15 protein-coding genes are annotated in these 20098 nt (G+C 38.4%); 4 read left to right on the top strand and 11 right to left on the bottom strand.

Features of this window, described 5'->3' with window-relative positions; genetic code table 11:
- Positions 1-119: 119 nt before the first annotated feature.
- The 5 genes from UXI14_RS12520 to UXI14_RS12500 all read right to left on the bottom strand — a co-directional run bounded on the left by UXI14_RS12520 (position 120) and on the right by UXI14_RS12500 (position 10213).
- Positions 120-2420, bottom strand: a complete 2301-nt coding sequence (locus UXI14_RS12520; protein ID WP_335966429.1) for a family 20 glycosylhydrolase — start codon at positions 2418-2420, stop codon at positions 120-122.
- 4 nt (positions 2421-2424) lie between these two features.
- Positions 2425-3291 (bottom strand): BadF/BadG/BcrA/BcrD ATPase family protein, encoded by an 867-nt coding sequence (locus UXI14_RS12515; protein ID WP_335966428.1) that lies wholly within the window; start codon positions 3289-3291, stop codon positions 2425-2427.
- A gap of 213 nt (positions 3292-3504) precedes the next feature.
- Positions 3505-5421 carry a glucosamine-6-phosphate deaminase gene (gene nagB / locus UXI14_RS12510; protein ID WP_335966427.1) on the bottom strand — a complete coding sequence of 639 codons (1917 nt, stop codon included), beginning with the start codon at positions 5419-5421 and terminating at the stop codon, positions 3505-3507.
- Positions 5422-5518: 97 nt separating this feature from the next.
- The gene (locus tag UXI14_RS12505; RefSeq protein WP_335966426.1) at positions 5519-7117 is read right to left on the bottom strand and encodes a RagB/SusD family nutrient uptake outer membrane protein; all 1599 of its coding nucleotides are present in this window, start codon (positions 7115-7117) and stop codon (positions 5519-5521) included.
- Between the two features lie 12 nt (positions 7118-7129).
- Complete coding sequence (locus UXI14_RS12500; protein WP_277900669.1) at positions 7130-10213, bottom strand: SusC/RagA family TonB-linked outer membrane protein; 3084 nt, start codon at positions 10211-10213, stop codon at positions 7130-7132.
- A gap of 390 nt (positions 10214-10603) precedes the next feature.
- On the opposite strand from UXI14_RS12500, the gene UXI14_RS12495 reads away from it, so the two are divergent.
- Genes UXI14_RS12495 through UXI14_RS12485 form a run of 3 tightly spaced genes read left to right on the top strand, consistent with a single transcriptional unit; the run spans position 10604 to position 13569 of the window.
- Positions 10604-11482: a histidine kinase gene (locus tag UXI14_RS12495; RefSeq protein WP_335966425.1), complete on the top strand. Its 879-nt coding sequence runs from the start codon at positions 10604-10606 to the stop codon at positions 11480-11482.
- Complete coding sequence (locus UXI14_RS12490; RefSeq protein ID WP_277900671.1) at positions 11479-12207, top strand: LytTR family DNA-binding domain-containing protein; 729 nt, start codon at positions 11479-11481, stop codon at positions 12205-12207. The genes UXI14_RS12495 and UXI14_RS12490 overlap by 4 nt, the downstream gene beginning before the upstream one ends.
- A 39-nt stretch (positions 12208-12246) precedes the next feature.
- Positions 12247-13569 carry a sugar MFS transporter gene (locus tag UXI14_RS12485; protein WP_335966424.1) on the top strand — a complete coding sequence of 441 codons (1323 nt, stop codon included), beginning with the start codon at positions 12247-12249 and terminating at the stop codon, positions 13567-13569.
- Positions 13570-13631: 62 nt separating this feature from the next.
- Here the strand turns inward: UXI14_RS12485 and UXI14_RS12480 are convergent, their stop codons facing one another.
- The 5 genes from UXI14_RS12480 to UXI14_RS12460 form a co-directional block, all read right to left on the bottom strand.
- The gene (locus UXI14_RS12480; protein ID WP_335966423.1) at positions 13632-14207 is read right to left on the bottom strand and encodes a pentapeptide repeat-containing protein; all 576 of its coding nucleotides are present in this window, start codon (positions 14205-14207) and stop codon (positions 13632-13634) included.
- Positions 14208-14253: 46 nt separating this feature from the next.
- A complete protein-coding gene (locus UXI14_RS12475) occupies positions 14254-15045 on the bottom strand; it encodes an anti-sigma factor (RefSeq protein WP_335966422.1) in 792 nt (263 codons plus the stop codon).
- On the bottom strand, positions 15045-15575 hold the full coding sequence (locus tag UXI14_RS12470) for a sigma-70 family RNA polymerase sigma factor (protein ID WP_277900675.1): 531 nt from the start codon (positions 15573-15575) through the stop codon (positions 15045-15047). Before UXI14_RS12470 ends, UXI14_RS12475 begins: the two co-directional genes overlap by 1 nt.
- A 106-nt stretch (positions 15576-15681) precedes the next feature.
- Positions 15682-16269: a superoxide dismutase family protein gene (locus tag UXI14_RS12465; protein WP_335966421.1), complete on the bottom strand. Its 588-nt coding sequence runs from the start codon at positions 16267-16269 to the stop codon at positions 15682-15684.
- A 176-nt stretch (positions 16270-16445) separates the two neighbouring features.
- The gene (locus UXI14_RS12460) at positions 16446-17324 is read right to left on the bottom strand and encodes a YegS/Rv2252/BmrU family lipid kinase (RefSeq protein ID WP_335966419.1); all 879 of its coding nucleotides are present in this window, start codon (positions 17322-17324) and stop codon (positions 16446-16448) included.
- A gap of 72 nt (positions 17325-17396) precedes the next feature.
- On the opposite strand from UXI14_RS12460, the gene UXI14_RS12455 reads away from it, so the two are divergent.
- On the top strand, positions 17397-18359 hold the full coding sequence (locus UXI14_RS12455) for an App1 family protein (protein ID WP_335966418.1): 963 nt from the start codon (positions 17397-17399) through the stop codon (positions 18357-18359).
- A gap of 20 nt (positions 18360-18379) precedes the next feature.
- Here UXI14_RS12455 and UXI14_RS12450 read toward each other — a convergent pair whose 3' ends face one another.
- The gene (locus UXI14_RS12450) at positions 18380-20026 is read right to left on the bottom strand and encodes a M1 family metallopeptidase (protein ID WP_335966417.1); all 1647 of its coding nucleotides are present in this window, start codon (positions 20024-20026) and stop codon (positions 18380-18382) included.
- Positions 20027-20098 lie beyond the last annotated feature (72 nt).

Below are 20098 nucleotides of genomic sequence, written 5' to 3'. Positions count from 1 at the left end.
TAAAAAAGTGCATGAGGAAGGGAAAAAGGTACATGGGAAGCCAAAAAAATCAGCCTACCGAAAGGCAGGCTGAACCAAACAACATTGTGGCGGTACAATGAAAGTTATTATGTATGTGGTTATTTAATAGGCATATGGTATATCATGGTACTATCAATAGTTTTATATTCGGTTTCATTGGCTTTACGGTATTTTACCTCTACTTCGTTCCAATCGGAAGCCCATCCCTTAATAACGTTGTTCAAGTATAAAATTTCAATGGGGTGGAGGCCTTTTTTAAGGGCAATGGTGCCTTCCAAATGAAATCTTTTTAGGGTATATTCGGGATCGATAATGAGAGAGTCGGCAATCTTCACTTTTTCTTGCTTGCTCGCAAAATAATAGACACCATCTTCGGGGATATCCACATAGCCTTTTATGGAAACGGCCCTAAATTTGGTCGTGTCTATTTCTTTCCCCCAATCATAGGTCACATTGGCATCTTTTATATGCTTAATTGTGGTTGGGTTGCTAAAAGTTCCTTTTATGGCACTGGCATCGGTAAAATGTCCTTTTAGTGTCGTCATTGTTAATCCGGGGGCGAGCCCTTTTTCAGCAATGGCATTTTTTAAATTATCTTTTTTAACGTGCAAGGTCCTAACGGTGCTTATTTTTCCCGTTGGAAGCACTGTTGCAATGTTAATTTCGGTGTTTTCCGTAAAGGTAATCGGCTTTTTATAAGCAGGGCTTTGTGCGGTAGGGGATGTTCCATCTATAGTATACACCATTTTTACCGGATGTGTGGTATGGAAGTCTAATGTAACGCTATCGGTAAATACAATTCCGTTTGCGGTGGGCCCTTCCGGCAACGGTATATGGTAATTTATGTTATAATGGTCCAAAACCGGGTACAGCTCGTCAAGCCGTGTAAGGAAATCCGTATAATCTTTCTTTTCTTTTCCTGTCCATGTAAGTTCGGCAAGGGCAATAATGCGTGGATAGGCATAATATTCTATGTCCTTGCCTTCATAGGCGTATTCTGTCCAGTGGTTTCCCTGCATCCCGAGAATGTGGTGCCTTTTATCTTCTTTTATGGCTTCGGGAACGGGATCGTAATTATAAATTTTTTCCAAAGGAATATAGCCGCCGTGCGCCATTGGCTCGACGCGGTAATCGCCTTGATGGAAATTAAGGTATGCATGGCTGGTAGGCGACATAATTACATCGTGACCGGCATTGGCCGCTTTAATACCACCTTCTTCGCCTTGCCATGACATAATATTGGTGGTGGGGGTAATACCGCCTTCCAGAATTTCGTCCCATCCTATCATTTCTTTGTCATGCTTCTTTAAAATTTGTTCTACACGTGCTATAAAATAGCTTTGCAGCTCTTCTTCGTTGGCCAAACCTTCATCTTTTATACGTTTTTGGCAAAGAGGGCATTTTTCCCAACGTTTTTTAGGTACTTCGTCTCCGCCAACATGGTAATATTTATAGGGAAACAATGGAACCAATTCTTCAAACACGTCTTCAAGGAAGGTAAATACGTTTTCTTTTCCGGCACAAAATATATTGTAATCTATTCCCCATAATTCTCTTGGTTGGTAGGTCCAAGTATCGTTACAAGCATATTCGGGATAGGCTGCAAGCGCGGCCACGGCATGGCCGGGGGTTTCTATTTCGGGAACAACATCTATGTAACGTTCTTTTGCATAAGCCACCACTTCTTTGATATCTTCTTGGGTATAATACTCTTTGCCTTTTCGTTCTGGGTTGTCCTTAATACCATTGACAACAAGTTTTGGATATTTTTTAATTTCTACCCGCCAACCTTGGTCGTCTGTTAAGTGCCAATGAAATTTATTTATTTTGAAAAGGGAGAGAACGTCCAGTTGTTTTTTAATTTCCTCAACAGTGAAAAAATGCCTGGAAACATCCAAATGGATGCCCCGCCATGAAAAAACAGGCTTGTCTTTAATGGAAAGTGCAGGGATTGTTACGGCAGTGATATTATTGGAGGCCGTTTTTGGGGCAACGGGAATAAGCTGAAGCAAAGATTCCATGGCGTAGAAAAGTCCGCGGTGGCTTCCCTCCATAAGTATCTGGTTATTGGAAATGTTTAAGGTGTAGGCTTCATCATTTTCAAAAGCAGTGCTATGTTTTAGCACAATGGTGTTTTTTTTGACCGTTTTGTTACTCGTTTTGGGCTTTATGCCGGTATAGGCCTTGATTTTATCAGCAAAAAAATCGGCAATACGTTTGGTTTCATCATCGGTATATACAATAACGGTATTGTTATCGATGGTAAAACTACCGTTTTGTACAGTTAGTTCCTGTGGCTTTGGTGTTACAAATGCATGTGTGTTTTCCAAAGTGGTTTTTTCAGGATTATTACAGCTCATACAGACTATGAGGAGCAATAAAAGGGAATGTAACTTCATAGATTTAATTTTTGGTATGTATTTTTTGTCCGGCAATGTATTTTATAAGGTTGTCGATTGGCTTTCTCACAAAAGTACTTGCCCGGTACCCTTTTTCTTTAAGTTGTTTGGTTAGAATGTCCTGCGAATAATAAGCAATGGAGCCAACAAAATGAATAGGGTGCCGTTGTAACTCGTTATGGTAATGTGTTAAATAGGTTTCTATAAAAGATGCAATGGTTTTATGGAGAATACTTTCAATAAATGGATTATTGCGGTGCTGAAAAGCAAAGCGCGCAAAGGAAGCTAAATATTTATTTGGATTTTGATTGTGGTAAAGGTGTTGGAACATTTGGTTCATATCGGTATCATGCCCGTCTTCAAAAGCTGCTTTGATGTTTACAGGCATTTTATGATGGTAATATGCCCGAAGGAGTTCTTTGCCTATGTAGTTACCGCTGCCTTCATCCGAAAGAACATAACCCAGTGAAGGGATTTTCTGGATAATGTTGGTCCCGTCAAAATAACAACAATTAGAACCTGTTCCCAAAATGCAAATTACGCCGGGCTTAGTGGTTGTTGCATGAATGGCCGCTACAACATCTTCCTTGATGCCAATATGGACAGTGTTTTCGAATATTTCTTCGAGGATGAGCTTCATTTTTTTATCGGCACTTCTTGTACCGCAACCGGCCCCGTAAAAATGTATTTGGGTAACCAAGGTTTTGTAGGGTTGAAGGTCTTTATTGTTTCGGATAATAGAAGTTATGGCCTTGTCGGACAAAGCCATGGGGTTGATTCCTTCCGTCTGGGAAGATAATAGCTGTTCTCCATTTGTATCGGCGAGGATCCAGTCGCATTTGGTAGATCCACTATCGGCAATTAAAATCATTGTTGGTTATTTATTTGTATTTAGTTTAGACATCATTTTTAAACAGATAAGGTACTAAATTTAACTTGAATACAAGTTGTTTTTACCTTTAACAATTTTCATGGTTTCGGTGTCGTCAAATATTTACATGGTAGTTTAAAACAGCCTTTCTTTAAAGAAAGGCTGTTTTGAGAAACTAACGCAAATAAAATTTGCTAACTACTAACTTAAAACTTAAAAATGATATCTTTTAAATGCCTCAATGGCTTCGTATTCTGCCAAGCCAAGGTTATCGTACAGTAAAGCTGTATTTCTGTTTCTTTCTTGTGCCCTTACCCAAAATTCGCGGGCATCTTCTCCTTGAAACATTACCCTGTCTTTTTGCGATTGGTGGAAAAGAATGGCATTTATTTTTTTGTTCATCTCGTCGGGGCTTAAAGGAACGGCCATTTCTATGTCGGCTATGTCCCATTCGTGCCATGCACCGCGATATAGCCAAACCCAGCAATCTTCCATAAATTTTTGCCCTTTTATGCGTTCTATGGTTTCAAAAATGGCATCAAGGCACAGCTTGTGCGTTCCGTGCGGGTCTGCCAAATCTCCTGCAGCGTATATTTGGTGGGGTTGAATACTTGCAATTAAATCTGATATAATTTGAATATCATTTTCCCCAACCGGATTTTTCTTTACTTCGCCTGTTTCATAAAAAGGGAGGTCGAGAAAGTGCACTTTAGCATCGTTGAGTCCCAGATATCTTGTTGCGCCATACGATTCCATCCTTCGGATTAAGCCTTTAATCTTCCTGGTTTCAATGCTGTCTCCATAAGCCGTTGTTTTATTCTGAAGAAAAGTTATGATTTTACTAAAATTGGTCTCCTCTTTACCATTGTCCAGTAATTGGGCCACTTCGGCAAACTTAAGTGCTTCTTCATCGGTAACGGCAATATTACCAGAGGTTTGATATGCTACGTGTACTTCGTGCCCCTGTTCGATTAATCGTGAAAAAGTACCTCCCATGGAAATTACATCATCATCCGGGTGCGGACTAAAAATAATAACCCTTTTCTTTGCCGGATTGGCGCGTTCTGGTCTGTTTTTATCGTCGGCATTGGGTTTACCGCCCGGCCAACCGGTTATGGTGTGCTGTACCATGTTAAAGATTTTAATGTTAAGATTGTAAGCTGAGCCTTCAATAGTTAGTAATCCTGCCATGCCGTGTTCATTATAATCTTTATCGGTAAGCTTGAGAATGGGTTTTTGCAATTCTTCGCTTAACCAGGTAACAGCGCGCACTTTTAAATCGTCTGTCCAGATACATTGGCTAACAATCCATGGTGTTTTAATCCGCGTAAGTTCTGAAGCTGCTTCGTTATCCATAATCATGGTGGTATTGTCATGATTTTGGAGAAAAGTAGCGGGGATATTGGAGGTAATTTGCCCTTCAATAGTTTCTTTTACAATAGAGGCTTTTTTGTGCCCCCATGCCAGCATGATAATCCGTTTTGCTTTCATGATGGTGCTTACCCCCATGGTAATTGCCTTTTTGGGCACGTATTCTATTCCGTTAAAATCGGATGCTGCATCACGACGGGTAACATGGTCCAGGGTAATAATCCGGGTTCCCGAATTTTTATGCGAACCGGGTTCGTTAAAACCAATATGTCCCGTTCTTCCAATTCCCAGCAATTGAAAATCGAGTCCGCCCAATTGTTTTATTTTTAAATCGTAATCAATACAATATTGATCCAGCTCCTCTTGAGGGACTTCCCCAGAAGGAATGTTAATGTTTTCTGGGTTGATATCTACATGGTCAAACAAATGTTGGTGCATGAAATAGTAATAACTCTGGCGGTTTTTAGGTTCCATTGGATAGTATTCATCCAGATTGAAGGTAATTACATTGTAAAAACTGAGTTCGCCTTTTTTATGAAGATTTACAAGTTCTTCGTAAACTTTAATTGGGGACGATCCTGTTGCAAGCCCGAGAACACAAGGCCTACCTTCCTGTTGCCTTTGTTTGATAAGTTCGGCAATTTCATGGGCCACCAAAACAGAAGCATAATTAGAATCGTTAAAGATTTCATTATGAATTTTTTCAAATTTGGTGTCTTCAAACTTACCTACCTGTTTGTACTTAATTTCTTGTATCATTTTTAATAGCCTTTTTATATTCTTTTTCTCGTTCTTTTTTTAAAAGACAGGCTCGTTACGAGCCTGTCTGCAATTTTAAATCATTGGCTTTAGTTGGCTAAAAAGTGTTTGATCCCGTGTCCCACCATAAACGCGTTCCACCATTGTCTGGCCCTTTCAATAGGGAAGTGGCGGCTTCTACATTTGCACCGTTGGTGTTTTTTTCTGAATCTACAAAGTTGATCCTTCTTATTTGGATATCGGTATCAATCTCTCCTCCGCTGTTATTTATTACAACGGGGAAGACTTTGGGATATCCGGTGCGTCTGTATTCACTCCAAGCTTCCTGGCCATCAGGGAACATGGCAATCCATTTTTGGGTGATGATCTGCTCTAATTGTTCTTCTTTGGTCCCGGTAGCATTGTATGCTATTTTTACATCCGAGGGATATGCATAATCATTAGCTGGGTTTATGGCGTCTACATAATCTGCTGGGGTGCTTGTGTTGTCTGCAATATAATCATCTGCACCGCCAACACCGTGTTGGGCAAAAGAGGCCTTGATACCGTTCTCGTAATTGGTCTGGGCATCACCGGCGCCAGCCCATCCCCTAAGTGCGGCTTCCGCTTTTAGGAAATAAACTTCTGCAGAGGTCATCCAGTCTTTATAAGTTAAATCTTTTAAATATTCACCTAATTTTGAATGATCGCCATATTCTGATTTAGCTTCAATGGCAACTCCCATCCTTATACCTTTGTATTCGCCTTCAACACCATTTCCTAAAGCTGGCATGAAATACGTTTCCAGCCTTCCGTCATTAAAACCTTTTAAAACAGATTCCATTTCGGCAGACATACGGATATCTCCCCAGCTATCGCTAATGGTGTAAAGAGGATGTACAAAGCCACCCATATCTATTTCCATATTGTCTTCCAATAGAAGTCCGGCATCACTGGAAAGCGATTTTTCTCCTTGGGTTTTGGCCAAAGCCGGATCTACGTTAGAGACCCTAATGGCCAAGCGCAAACGCAAAGAATTGGCAAAGGCCCGCCACATAGTGACATCTCCCTTGAACATTGATGCATCAAAATTTTTAAAAGCATCTATTCCTTCAAACTTTTTTAATTCATCAATGGCAGTACCCAAGTCTGTAAAAAATGCATGATATGCTTCTTCTTGCGAATCGTATTGTCCTGTAGTTTCATAATCGTTGAACTTTGTATAGCGTATAGGTCCAAAGACATCAGAAATACGGTGCATTCCCATTACTTTTATAATATCAGACAAATAGGTAAACATAATGGCATTTTCATTGTCAACTGTTTGTACCTGTTCATGCACGCCCCTTGCATATGGCATTATACCATTACCTTCGTTGGCATCGTAGGCATCGGTCCAGATAGTCTGGTTCCAGCCACTTACCAAACTATAGGTCTGGTTGTTAATGTTACCCGAAAAGGGGGTTGGCGAGGTCATATAACCCGAAAAAAGGTCTGCGTTTAAGTTATGTTGCAATTGATAGTTCCATGCAGGCTCTATACGGATAACGTTGGCAAACATGGGTGGGAACTTGGCCCCGATATTATTGAATTGTTGTTTTAGACTTTCATCTGAAATCCCGTAAGGATCGGTATTGATGTCATCAAAATCCTCGGTACAGTTTACCAAGCTAATGGCGAGAACCGAAGCGAGTGTATATGTTATTAGTTTTTTCATATTTTCTTGTTCTTAGAAATTTACGTTAATGTTTAACCCGATACTTCTTGTAGAAGGTTGGTTATAAATATCTACACCTTGAAGTCCTAAACCGGTACTAGCTGTAATATTTGGGTCGAACGGCGCATCTTTATAAAAGAAAAATAAATTGTTTGCAATTAAGGAGAAATTGATTCTCTGTACAAAGCTGTCTTTCATATTGAGCCTATACCCAATTGAAAACTCCCGTAAGCTAACATTTGTAGCATCGTATACATATTCGCCAAGCATACCGGCCCTACCGCCAACAGCGGTATAATATTCCTGGGCAGAAATCTGCGACGGATTTCCACTTTCGTCCACAACATCAATCATGCCTCCATTGGTGTTTCTAACGTCGGCAGTAGCTTTGGATACCCCGTAATAATCGTTTATAGCCTCTGTAACACTCAATACATCACCGCCAAATTTCCCGTCTATTAAAAAGCTCAACGTAAAATTCCCGATATCAAACGAGTTGTTCCATCCCAGGGTAAAATCTGGTTGGGCATGTGCTACGGTTTCAAAATCGGTAGCCATTAAAGTTCCGGAAGAATTTACCATTGGGGTGCCATTCCCGTCTCTTATTAAAGATCTTGCCTTGATACTACCAAAATCTTCTCCTTCCACTAATGAATATTCGTAACCATTTACACCATGTGCTGTTATGATGGCTTCATTATTTTGAAGTGCCGGGTGAACAGAGACTACTTTGTTATCGTTTTTTGCGAAGTTAAAAGCAGTATTCCACTTGAACTTGTCGTTATAAAAGGGTTTCCCGTTTAGTACAATTTCAACCCCTGTATTGGAAATTTCACCTGCATTTACAATATTCTGTGAATATCCCTCGGGATTGGGAAGTGCCTGAATGTAAAAAATCTGGTCGGTTGTTTTGGTATTGTAATAGGTAAAATCAAAGCCTAGACGATTTTGAAAAAAGCGCCATTCGGTACCAATTTCAAAAGATTTTTGTCTTTCCGGTTTTAATGTTTCTCCTTCAATAGGAGCAAATACCGGAACCCCAACATATTTATTGGCATCGTTTATTTGATTAATTGGTACTGTTGCATATACAGGAATGTCTTTACCAACTTCGGCATAAGACCCCCTTATTTTTGCAAATGAAATGGCTTCGGGCATGGTAAACATTTCTGATAGAACCCCGGTTAAACCTACCGATGGATAGAAAAATGAATAACTATCGGTATTTACCAATGTTGACGACCAGTCGGTTCTCCCGGTTACGTCTAAATAAAGCATCCCTTTAAAGTCGAAATTTGCTGAACCAAAAACCGATTGTACGTCCCTGTTTCCAACGGATTGACGCATATTATTGGTTGTGGTGATGTTTGCAATGTTGAAAATGTTTGGATAGTTTAACGCAGTTCCGTCCCTGCCAGAATCGATATACAATTGATCTCCGATTTTGTATTTGGTCAAACTAGTACCTACCAATGCCGAAACTGAAAAATCTTCACTAAGATCTTTTGAATAATTAGCAATGAGGTCTATGTAATGTTGTGTATTTTCTGTTTTTTCGTAAATGTAACGCCCATTCGTACCTGTTACGTTCGGGTCTGTCCCGGCATACATCCTCTTGTCAAAAGTGAAGAAAGATTTGTCTAAACTTCCTCTGGATTGTAACGAAAAATCATCTGTAATTTGATATTTTACCGATACGTTGGCAAGCACGCGTTGTGCTATATCTTTTGTTGGGTTTCTATTAATTAGCCAATATGGGTTTTGTTGTATGTTTTCATCAAAAGAAGTTGCATACTGGTCCATCATATTTGTTTCGGCATCAAAATACTCATACTTATTTTTATAAGTTTCCCTGCTGATGCCAACGGGATGCAAATAAACACCCGTAAGCGGGTTAGAGTACAGTCCGTTCGTCGGGCGGTTCCATATTCTCTGGTCGGAAAGGTTGATGCTTGCCGAAACGTCTATTTTTTCATCTAAAAACTTAGCGGTTTCCCTAAGTGTCAAGTTATTTCTTAAAAGCTTATTTCCCGGGATTACACCTTCGGCGCTGGTATTTGCATACGAGAAATATGTTTGTGCTTTTTGGTTTCCGGCAGTTAAAGAAAGTGAGTTGATTGATGTGTAACCAGTTTGAAAGAAATCTTTGGCATCGTTGTCAAGACCATCGGCTTTTGCACCCCACGATTTGGGGTCGGTTACAAAACCATTTTCTGCAATGGGCTGTCCTACCGAGTTCGATTGGTATTCGTCTTGCAGTTTTGGCAGCGACATAACATTGTCTACCGTAAAGCTTGTATTAAAGTTTACGGACAATGCACCATCTTTACCTTTTTTGGTAGTAATTAAAATAACACCATTTGCCCCTTGGCTACCGTAAAGAGCCGATGCAGAAGCACCTTTTAGTACGGTCATGCTTTCAATATCGTCGGGGTTGATCATAGACATAATGTCGCCACCATCCCTGTTTCCTGTTTGGCCACCAAAAACATCGGTGCCGGGCTCGGCCCCGTTAGAACCGTTACCGTTGTTGAGCATTGGCACCCCATCTATAACATACAGAGGGTCGTTGTTGGTGGTAGAAGAGTTACCCCTTAATACAACCTTTGCGGCTCCACCGGCACCAGAAGAACTCCTTGTAATGGTAAGCCCGGCAGATTTTCCCGATAAGCTGTTTATGGGGTTGGTTTGTTTAACCCTTGTTAGCTCGTCGCCCCCAACTTCTTGCGCTGCATAAGTAAGTGCTTTTTCTTCTTTTTCGATACCCAATGCGGTAACGATAACAGCATCTAATTGTTGGCTGTCTTCTTCCAGGGTTACATTAATGTTGGTCTGTGAGCCAACGGTAACCTCTGTGGGTTTCATGCCGATATAAGAAAACCGGATTACATCTCCGGGATTGGCATCAATGGTGTAATTTCCATCAAAATCGGTTTGCGTTCCTACAGAAGTCCCGACGATGGTAATGTTTACTCCCGGTAACGGGACATCATCGAAACTACTCGTTACCACTCCGGTAATTTGAACTTCTTGCCCAAATACACCATATATAGATATGAGTGATAAGAGAATGAAAAGTAAATTTTTTTGTTTCATATTATCAATTTGTTAATTAATGGTTAAAAATTACTTCAATAGCTGTAGTCCAAAAATCTTTTTATACCAACAGCATCATTCTTCCAACAAACAACATCAATTTTTGGATAACGGTTTTTTTAACTTCATCATTTTTAAAAATCTTTTGGTTATTCATGCAAATAGTCATATTTTTTCACGGATTTTTAAGCAAAATGACTAAAATGGTGAATTTTATTTAATATGAACGCAAGTGATTCTGCAACAACGAAAACGATAGAGTTAAAGTACCATTTGTACTTTTGGGCGATATATTTTCTTATAAACTTTGTAAGGTGGGGAAGTTATTTTAATGATTATTCATATTCGTTTTCATCCAATCTGGTGGAATTTCCGTTGCATATAATAATAGTGTACTTTAACATTTATTATTTAATACCGAAACTCATTTTTAAAAAGAAATATGTACTGTATATTGTTTGTTTACTTGCACTTTTAGGGATTCATTATGTTACCAGGACGGCTCTTAATTATTGGTTGGTTACCAAAGATATTTGGCCGGAAGCCCAAGGAACGCAGGAAGCTTTTGGGTTTAACCATATTGTGGCGGTAAGCCTTGGTGAATTTTATGTAATAGGAATTACCGCTGCCATAAAATTTACGGTAGATTACATAAACGAGCATAACCAAAACCGACAGTTAAGGGAATTACAGTACAAAACCGAACTAAAATATTTAAAGGCACAAATGCAACCGCATTTCTTTTTCAATACGCTTAACAATCTATATGCACTGACCTTGAAAAAGTCGGCCCAGGCCCCGGATGTTGTCCTGCGCCTGTCCGATATTATGCATTATGTAATCTATGACGCCAGTAAAAAACGGCTTCCTTTAATAGAAGAAATAAATTATATAGACAATTATATTGCACTGGAAAAATTACGATATGAATATAATATTGAATCTGAAATTAAAATAAGTGGAGACATAGACGGCATTATTATTCCCCCTTTGTTGTTTCTTCCTTTTATAGAAAATTCTTTTAAGCACGGTGTCCAGAACGATAAAAAACTGAAGCTTTCCATTTCATTTGAAAAAAAAGGCGGACAACTTATTTTTAAAACCGTAAATAATTTCGACATCCATCCGGACAAGATAAAGAAGAAGGGAGGTATTGGACTTAAAAATATGCGAAGAAGGCTTGAAATTTTATATAAAGATAAATTTGACTTGATGACTGATATAAATAATGATATGTTTGTAGTTATACTAAAAATCCCCATTCAATGAATATAAAGTGCCTAATAATAGACGATGAACCTTTAGCAGTCGATGTTATTAAATCGTATATCGAGGAATTTAAAAACATGGAGATAGTTGGCGCTTTTAACAACCCGATAAATGCACTACAGGTATTGGAAAATCAAGAAATAGATGTGATTTTTCTGGATATTAACATGCCAAAAATGAACGGATTGGAGTTTTTAAGGAACTTAAAAGAACATCCCTTGGTTATAGTTACCACTGCTTATAGGGAATATGCCATTGAAAGCTATGAACTGGAAGTTTTGGATTATCTGGTAAAACCGATTCCTTTTAACCGCTTTTTAAAGTCCATGAACAAGCTTACCGCAAGATTGATGGTCTTAAACGGAATTAAGCAAACAGTAGATTTTGACCAAGATCCGCACGTATTTTTAAAAGTAGATAAAAAGCTTATTAAAATATTTTTACACGATATTTTATATATTGAAAGTTTAAAAGACTACATAAAGCTCCATAGTAGGGAAGGAACTTATATATCTCATAAATCCTTATCGAGCATTAGCGAAGAATTGCCTTCAGAAAATTTTATAAGGGTACATAAATCATACACCATCGCCATAGACAAAGTAAAATCTATTGAAGGAAATTTGATAGAGATTGAAAATAAAAAAATCCCGATAGGTAGAAATTATGCCAAATATGCCAAAGAGCGCATTTTGAAAAATAAAGGGAATTTCTTGAGCGAATAATCAAATAAATTAATATTAACTAAGTCACACTGAATAATTATGACAACTACCTCACAAAAATCCAATACGCTGGTGCCAATAATGATCATTGCCGGATTATTTTTTATTTTCGGGTTTGTAACCTGGATCAACGGGGCGCTGATTCCGTTTATGAAAACGATTAACGATTTATCCGACGCGCAATCGTATTTGGTAGCTTCGGCTTCTTATATTTCGTTTGTGGTAATGGCCCTGCCTTCTTCTTATATAATAGAAAAAGTAGGTTACAAAAAGGGAATGTCCCTAGGGTTGGCCATTATGGCAATTGGGGCGTTGGTCTTTATACCAGCTGCCGAGGCCAGGACATATTGGATATTCCTTACCGGAATTTTTATACAAGGTTTGGGAATGACCATCTTACAAACAGCATCAAACCCATATATCACCATTTTAGGCCCAATGGAAAGTGCCGCAAAGCGTATTGCCATTATGGGGATTGCCAATAAAACAGCAGGTGCTTTGGGGTCGTTTATATTTGGCGCAATTTTATTGTCGGGGATCGATGAAATTAAGGAGCGATTGCTACAGGTTTCGGCCGATGAAAAAATAACCTTGCTAAACGAAATGGCCGACAGTGTTGTAATGCCATACATTACCATGGCCATTGTACTGTTTATTTTGGCCATTTTAATAACAAAAGCTCCTTTGCCACATGTTGAAGCCGAAGAAATTGAAGAAACAGAAGTTGAAGGAGGGGTTATAACCAAGAAAAAGAGTATTTTTCAATTCCCTCATTTGTGGTTGGGCGTATTGGCCTTATTTGTATATGTTGGGGTAGAAGTAATAGCGGGCGATACCATTATTTCATACGGGCTTTCATTGGGAATGCCCGGCGAAGAAGCAAAATCGTTTACGTTAATGACGCTTATGGCCATGGTGGGAACCTATGCTTTGGGGGTCTTTTTAATACCAAAGTATATAAGCCAGAATACGGCCTTAAAAGTAAGTGCTGTCCTGGGAATAGTGTTTGGAATAGGTATTATTGCTACCACAGGATTTACCTCCGTATTATTTGTAGCCGCTTTAGGGATTGCAAATGCCCTTGTTTGGCCGGCCATATGGCCATTGGCACTCAATGGTTTGGGGAAATTTACCAAAACGGCTTCGGCATTATTGGTAATGGCAATTTCCGGAGGGGCCATTATTCCGCCTTTGTATGGGGTTTTGGTAGATTCTAATAAGCTAAACCTAATTTCTGAAGGGGTAGACAAAGCAACGGCCACTGCCGAAGCGGCAACTACCGGGTATTGGATATTATTCCCCTGTTATGCCATAATTCTTTATTATGCACTGCATGGGCATAAAGTAGGTTTGAAAAAGTAATGTCTTATTTTAACATGATATAATTTTGTAGAAAAACCCTTGTTTCCATAAGCAAGGGTTTTTTACAATTCAATCTTAATGTTGTATTTTTTTAATAAAGACAATGCCCCTTTGGTTGAAAATTTTGCCTTTTGCAGTTGGTTTATTTCAGGGTCGATAGTCATGTTGTAAGAAGTGCTTAAATCGGCTGCTCTTAAAACGGTGTTGTGGAAAATGGCATTCTCTAAATTGCAGTTATCCAAAACACATTCTGTTAGGTCGGTTTCGGTAAAATCTACCTGTTCCATACTACATTTTTTAAAGAGCATTTTTTTAAGCTTCAGTTTGTAAAAAGAAGAAAAATTTAAAATGCAATCTTCAAAATTAAAAGAAAGCAAAAAAGGATTGCACGTGTCAAAATGTAGCCCCATAAGCTTACAATTGTAAAAGTGGACTTCTTTAAAGGCACTGTTTTTTATGTTTGCCATACTAAAATCGCAATCGTGGAAGCTACATTCAGTAAAGCTTACATTGGTAATGTCTGACTGTTTAAAATTGCAGTTGTAAAAAGGGCAATTGTCGTATTCTCCTTTTTCAAGTGCAGCTTGCTGAAAATTTTGGCCTTTATATTCGTTGTCTCCAAAAAAACGGTCGTACATAAGCTGTGTTAATAAACTAAAAATACAAATTTAGATTATTATTTTTTTAAGACCCAACCACTCCTAAAGTATACAATTGTTCCATGGTTGGCGTTTCGCTACCGCCGGCCGGTTCAAGTGTAATACCAAAGGCTTCCGATTGGTTTGCGTTTTTTAGCTCGAAGACTTTATTGTCATCCGAGGTAAAATTGTCCAGCAAACCTATGCTGGTAGGGGTTAAGGGCTCCAATGTAAGAGACCATACCTGATATACTTTTCCGGGTGGGGGTTCGGGCAGGCCTTGCGCATCTATGTAAACCACATTGTCTTCTTGTTTCCAATACACTTTGGCATACGACTGGGGTGATACCGTTTGCCCTCCCAGATTGATGGTTTGAATGTTTTTGTCCCTCAATAAGCTAACTAATTCTTCGGCTTTTTCAAGGCTTTCATTGGCTTCGGCTATTTTGGTTTCTAGTACTGCGTTTTTGGCATCAGAAGATTGCAGCTTGTATTCAAGGTCGCTGTTTTTGTTAGACAGGTAGAAAATACCTGCGGCCAGTACAACTGCTGCCGCCCAGCCCGTATATGCCGCCCAATTGTAACGTTTGTGTGGCAATGCTACTACTTTTGGTTGGTTTAGGACCGCAGTTTTTATTTTGTTGTATAGTTTTTGGGCATCTTTTGGTGCAACTGCCGCCGTTAATTTTATAATGGCGGTTTCTATTTCTTCAACTTCAGATTGAAGATCGAGATGTTTTTTTATCGCTTCGGTTACTTCTTCATTTTCTTTTTCGGTAAGCACGCCCGCAACATACAGCTCTAAAATTCCAGATTCTATATATTCTCTTATTTCCATTAGTTAAGTAGCATTTCCCTTAGGTTACCAATGCAGTTTCTGTTTCTTGTCTTCACGGTTCCGATAGGGATGTTTAGTTCTTCTGAGGCTTCTTTTTGTGTAAATCCTTTAAAGTATAATAACTCTATAAGCGACCTACAGGTTTTTTTTAATTTTTCGATGTATTTAGAAATTCCAATGGCATCAACTTGATTGTTTAAATTGTTATTGTCTTTTATGATATCTACGAAGTTTTCTGCGCTTAGGTTTTTCTTATCCTTGTTGAAACCTTTAGAACGTGTTTTGTCTATAGCTGCATTTCTGGCAACATTGAGCATCCATGTAAATATACGGCCTTTGGAAGCAGAATATGTGTCGGCTTTGTTCCAGATTTTAATAAATACATCTTGCAATACCTCTTCGGCTACTTCCTCATTTTTTACAATGTTGTATATAACGCCTAATAAACTTTTAGAGTAGTTTTGGTATAAAGTATCAAAAGCAATGGGGTCTTTCTCTTTGATACGTTGCATAAGTGTTTCTTGTTCCATGCCAAAAAATGAGGGTTAGTTCTCTAAAGTAACGAATTAGTTTTTACATACACAAAAAAGACTGCATGAATTGCAGTCTTTTTCAATTATATATGTAAGTATTTTATTATTCAATAACGCCACCACAACTTACGCGAGATCCGGCATCGCCGCTGGGTTGAGATGTAAAGTCATCGACTCCTTGGTGTACAATTACACCTTTACCTAAAATATCTTTTTTCTCGTCTCCACAGCCTATGCACCATTCGTCGGTTTTAAAGGTAATGGTCCCGTTTCCGTTATCGTCGGCAGTAAAATTACCGATATCCCCTTTGTGGTAACCATCTGGGCTGCCCCATTTACCGTGCTTTTCGTGCGTGGGATTCCAGTGGCCTCCAGCAGATTTTCCATCTGGGGAACTGCAATCTCCTTTTTCATGTAAATGTATTGCGTGCTCACCGGGCTCCAAGCCATCAAAAACAGCTGTCATGGTAACGATACCGCTTTCTTCTTTAAAAACTACGTTTCCGCTAACATTCGAGTCGCTTTTTGCTTCCATGGAAACTTTTACTTTTTTTGCTTCCTTTGGAGCATCTTTTTTAACTTCTGTCACGGTCTCTTTTTCGGTAGCATCATCTTTTTTATTTTCTTTCTGTTTACAGCTAACACCTACTAGCAAGGTCAATGCTATAATTGAAATTCCTATTTTTTTCATTGTATTGAATTTTTTAAGTTGAATCTAAAATTAAGAAGATATAAGCCAACGCCAAAATGTTAAAGCGTAATTAACGAAGTTTTCACGTATTGAATCTTGCTCTTTTGAAGGAAAAAAGATATTTGTATATCCGAAAAATGTTATTTTAAAGTAGGCTAAACATTGATAAAGAGAGTCTAATATATTATTTGTAACTGTTTGTGGGCTATTGAGATTTCTACAAAATTTGTTTCCCTGCCATATTCCCCGTCAATTTGTAGCGGAACAGGGTTTTTTGTGTTAATAACCGCTTTGTTGGTTTTAATAATCTCTATAAATTCTTCATCTATGGGAACCTCGTTAAAAACAGTTTCCAGAATCTTGGGTATTTGTAACGACTTAAAAATAAGTATTTCAAATTTACCGTCGTTTAATTTCCCTTGCGGATTAATAACAGCGCCATTGCCATATTTTTGGGCATTTGCAAAAGCTACCATGATGGCATCTCCAGAGAAAACTTTTCCGTTGGCATTGATTTTATAATGAAAAGGCTCCTTAAAATTAATAAGCGTTGGTATGGACTGTAGCGCATAGCCCAGTTTTCCCCTGATGTTGCTTTGGTCGTAATTTTTAATGAGCGCCGCATTAATGCCGATATCGCTTATATGGATGGATGCTTCGCCGTTTATTTGTACAATATCTACAGGTTTTGGAGTGTTTTTTAGCGCATGGCGTATGGCTTTTTGTATGTCTAGGGGCAGGTTGAGCTCTACCGCCATGCCATTGGCACTTCCGGCAGGGATAATTCCAATGGGAATGTTTTTATGGATTTCCATAACTGCGCTAACGCCAAGCTTTATGGTGCCATCGCCGCCAGCGATTATCAATTTTTCAAAATGGTTTTTCTCTAGCAGTTTTATTAAATTGTCTTTGTCGCTTTTACCTTTTGTGGTATAAATTTCTAATTGCTTTTTTATTGCCTTTGCTTCTTTTTGTGCCTGCTCTATAATGTTCTCCTTCTTTGTATTTCCCGATATTGGATTTACTACTAACAAAATTTTATGGGCTGTATTCATTTATAGCACGACTTTTTATCTAAGTTAATTAAAATAACTAACTTGATTTACTAAAGAAAAGGTAAAAGATACATGAAATTCGATCTTAGTCTTTACAGGGGATATGCCAACGAAGAACAAGTAATATTGTTTGGGCATGTTTTTAAATCGTTGGCGCCCGAATATTTGTTAACCGATAAAAAAGGGTATAGGCATGCCAAAGGCGTTTTTGAAATGTTTACCATTAAAACATTAAAAAATGCTAGGATAAAAGTCTATTTTAACAATCGGGAAATTTCTACCCAAACTACGTACGAAGGTTATTTTAGAGTCTGCATACCGTGCAATGGCATAGATGCAGGTTGGCATGCCTATAGGGTAGAGGCGTATTACAAAGGGCATATGGTAGAGGCGGAAAGCGAATTTTTAAAACCCTTTCCAGGGAAAATCGGGGTTATTTCAGATATAGATGATACCTTTCTTATTTCGCATACCAACAATATTTTTAAGAAGCTGTATGTTTTGCTGACCAAGAATGTACAAAAACGTAAAATATTTGATGATGTAGCCACTCACTATTCGCTCTTGAGCAAGGCCGGGAGAACCGATAAAATGGAAATCAATACCTTTTTCTATGTTTCCAGCAGTGAATGGAATTTATATAGTTTTATATTGAATTTTACAAAACTTCATCAATTGCCCAAAGCGGTTTTTAAACTGAAAAAAATAAAATCGGGACTAACAGACTTCTTGTTTTCCGGTAGGGGAAATCACAGGCATAAATTCAATAAGATTAAAGATATCCTTGAATTTTATCCGCAGATGAATTTTGTTTTAATGGGGGACGATTCTCAAAAAGATCCCGGTATTTATGAAGAAATTGTAAAGTACTTCCCTAAAAATGTCGCTGCTGTATATATTAGGCAAACCACTAATAAACAAAATAGCAAGACGGTAAAAATGTTACAAAATATTGAAACATTTAAAGTGCCGACTTGCTATTTTGTAGATAGTTCTATTGCAATTGCACATTCAAAAACTATCGGGTTGCTTTAATCTTAAAATTCCTCAAGCAATTATTTTATTTCTGTATGATAGATGTAAAAATCGTTATCTACCTCAAAGCTATTTATGTTTGTTTTGGCAGTTAACTCTTGCCAGTCTTTATTTGGTTGTATCCATTGTTCTTCGCCGTTAACCAATACCTGTACCGGCATGTCAAAGTTTTCAACAACATCGGTATATTTATAGCTTAGTGTTTTTCCTTCTATTTTGTAGTTTAAATTGGGTACCATGACCGTGCGTAAATACTGATTAAAAAATGCCGAAAGGTCAATACCGGTTTTTTCAGATAGGTAATCTTCAATTTGTTTAGTTTTTACCGTTTGATGATAAAAATCTTTATTTAGGCCTCGAAGTATGGAACGCCATTTTTCATCATCTTCAACTAGCTGGCGCAAGGTATGCAACATATTGGCGCCTTTGTAATACATATCGCCCGAACCTTCGTTGTTAACATCGTATTTGCCAATAATCGGGATATCGTTTCTTATGGCCTTTCGTGTACCGATTACATATTCGGCAGAGGCTTCTTTTCCAAAGTAATAATCTAAATATAAATTTTCTGAATAGGCCGTAAAGCTTTCATGTACCCACATATCGGCAATATCTTTATAGGTAATGTTGTTGGCAAACCATTCATGTCCGCTTTCGTGAATAATGATAAAATCGAATTTTAAGCCCCAGCCCGTACCAGAAAGGTCACGGCCCAAATAGCCATTTTCGTATTTATTTCCATAGGTAACAGAACTTTGGTGCTCCATGCCTAAATAAGGCACTTCCACAAGTTTATAGCTGTCTTCGTAAAAGGGGTATGGGCCAAACCAATGTTCAAAGGCTTCCATCATTTTAGGGGCTTGCTTAAATTGCTCCTTGGCCTTATCCAAATTATAGCTCAATACATAATAATCCATATCCAGCGGACCTTTTTCGCCTTGGTATACCTCTCCAAAATGTACATAATCGCCAATGTTTATATTGACCCCGTAATTGTTTATTGGGTTGCTTACAAACCAATGAAAGGTTTTTGTTTCTTTATGCTCGTCTACGCCAATAAGCCTGCCGTTAGAGACTTCCGTAAGGTCTTTGGGCACGGTAACACTTATTTTCATGCTGTCTACTTCGTCGTACATATGGTCTTTATTGGGCCACCATACGCTGGCACCAAGCCCTTGACAGGATGTGGCAATAAAATCTTTTCCGTTTTTGTCTTTTTTCCATGAGAAACCTCCATCCCATGGGGCTCTTATGGCTTCTTTTGGATGTCCGGAATAATAAACAATAATTTCATTGTAATCGCCCACCTTTTGTTTTTCCTTTAGGGTTATAAAGTGTGCATTTCCATCATTTGTAAAATCCAGTTTTTTACCGTTTTGTGTTACATTTTCAATTTTCAATGGCGGCTGTAAATCAATTTGCATTACCTGATTTGTGTTCAATACCAAATAACGAATGGTGTTAAAACCCGAGATGTACTTTTCGTCTGGCTTTACCGTTACATCGAGGTCGTAATAATTAAGGTCCCACCAAGCGCGTTCCGGGGTAATGCTGCCCCGTAGTGTATCCTGTCTTGTAAATGTAGTTTCGTCTTTAAAAAGTCCGGTATTTTGTGCATTAGCAGTTGCTATGGTGCATAGCAATGCCATAAGAATTATTTTTCTCATGAATAAACAAATGTGTAATAGGGCAAATCTAATCAATTTAAATGTTTTACCCACTAAGTAAACGCCAATAGT

This window comes from Galbibacter sp. PAP.153 (genome assembly GCF_037029175.1).
Classification (GTDB): domain Bacteria; phylum Bacteroidota; class Bacteroidia; order Flavobacteriales; family Flavobacteriaceae; genus Galbibacter; species Galbibacter pacificus.
The sequence above is the reverse complement of the archived record's forward strand: the minus strand, read 5'-3'. Positions and strand labels throughout refer to the sequence as shown.